This is a genomic window from Pseudomonas sp. PS02290, assembly GCF_029960075.1.
In the GTDB taxonomy this organism is placed as follows: Bacteria; Pseudomonadota; Gammaproteobacteria; order Pseudomonadales; family Pseudomonadaceae; genus Aquipseudomonas.
This window is the reverse complement of sequence record NZ_JASCOY010000205.1, coordinates 1-1,697: the sequence shown is the minus strand read 5'-3', so window position 1 is coordinate 1,697 and position 1,697 is coordinate 1. Positions and strand designations below refer to the sequence as shown.

Annotated in this window: 1 protein-coding gene; it reads right to left on the bottom strand. The window is 61.0% G+C overall.

Annotation, left to right across the window (positions count from 1 at the left end):
- Positions 1–98 precede the first annotated feature (98 nt).
- Positions 99–1,187 (bottom strand): LLM class flavin-dependent oxidoreductase, encoded by a 1,089-nt coding sequence (locus QMX88_RS29240; RefSeq protein WP_282373729.1) that lies wholly within the window; start codon positions 1,185–1,187, stop codon positions 99–101.
- Between the last annotated feature and the right edge of the window lie 510 nt (positions 1,188–1,697).

Below are 1,697 nucleotides of genomic sequence, written 5' to 3'. Positions count from 1 at the left end.
CCCGGGCCCGTATAACCCGGCGTTATCCAAACTCGGGCCGCGCGGTACCGCGGCGCGCCAGGCATGGGATGTCGATGTACCCCCAGCGCAGGCGGCGATTACGCCACTTTTTCGTTCTTCTCCTGCTCACGCCGCGCGACCAATTCGCGTGTCAGCGGGATCAGCTTTTTGCCGTAATCGATCGCGTCTTCCAGCGGATCAAAACCGCGAATCAGGAACGTCGTGATTCCCAAGTCGTAATAATCCAGCAGCGCCTCGGCGACTTGCTCTGCGGTGCCCACCAACGCGGTGGAGTTGCCTTTCGCGCCGAGCAGCCCGGCAATGCCGGTCCACAAACGTTTGTCCAGACGCGCGCCCTGGGCCGCAGCTTCCAGCAAACGCCGCGAACCTTCATTCGGCGGTTCGCGTCGTTCGAAGCCGGACGCTTGGGCGAGTGCCTTCGCCCGCTCAAGAATATCGTCCGCACGCGCCCAGGCCTTTTCCTCCGTCTCCGCCAGAATCGGCCGCAACGACAGGCTGAAACGTACCGTCCGGCCGTGCTTTGCGGCTTCAGCCCGCACCTGTTTGACGATGTCCCTGACTTGCTCGTAGGTCTCGCCCCACAGCGCATAGACATCGGCATGCTTACCGGCAACTTCCAGCGCAGCCCGCGAGGCACCCCCGAAATACAGCGGAATATGCGGCTGCTGCGGCGACTTGACCAACGAATGAGCGCCCTCGAACTGGTAATAATCACCGTAGTGATCGAACGGCTTGTTGGCCGTCCATTCCTGGCGCACCACGCCGAGGTACTCGTCCGTGCGGGCGTAACGCTCATCCTTGCCGATGAAACTGCCGTCAGCGCGCAGCTCCTGATCGTCCCCGCCCGTAATGATGTGCACCGCAATACGCCCGCCAGTGAACACATCCAGCGTGGCGAATTGCCGAGCGGCGACGGTGGGTGAGATAAAACCCGGACGGTGTGCGACGAGAAACTTCAATATTGTCGTGACGCTGGCCGCGTAAGACGCCACGAACGCACTGTCCGGGCTGTTGGAATGGTAGGCAACCAGTGCACGATCAAAGCCCGCCTCTTCATGGGCACGGGCGACTTTCTCCACATACTCAGGCTGGACCGCCGGCCCGCTGCGTGGATGAATCTCCGACCCGGACTGGGTCGCGATATAACCGATGAACTCGACGCTCATGACAATTCCTCGTGCTGATGGAACAACCTGCACCAGGGGGAGGGCGCGGGTGCGAGTCAGCAACATAGGGGGAAGTCGAGGGTCTGTGAAATTCGATTTGGCGCTAAGCTAATTATAAAAAATATGCATTTAGCTGGCAGGTAAGATCACAAAATGTTTTGTTGAGCGGCAGAGCCACTGCCAAGCTCAATGACGACGCGGAGCGTCTTGGGCTGCATTCCCACGCAGAGCGTGGGAACGATCAATTCGCGGCGCCCGTGCTGACCTCTTCCCGGCTAAAGCCGGTCCTACAAATGCGCGCAGTCATAAGGACCGGCGGCGCCCCCCGTAGGACCGGCATCAGCCGGGAAGCCTTTGATCCGCCCTTGATCTTGATCTTCATACGCAGAAGGCCCAGACACCGCCAAACGCGACTTGGGTGCAGGCTGAACGCAGGTTTCGCGGAGTGGGCCGAGCCGCATGGATGCGGCGAGAGCGCCGTCAGGACATGGATGTCCGTTCGGCGCGGGC

What these genes read in the sequence shown, in the direction of transcription:
- QMX88_RS29240 (WP_282373729.1), bottom strand. Translation starts at nt 1,187, where the DNA reads ATGAGCGTCGAGTTCATCGGTTATATCGCGACCCAGTCCGGGTCGGAG.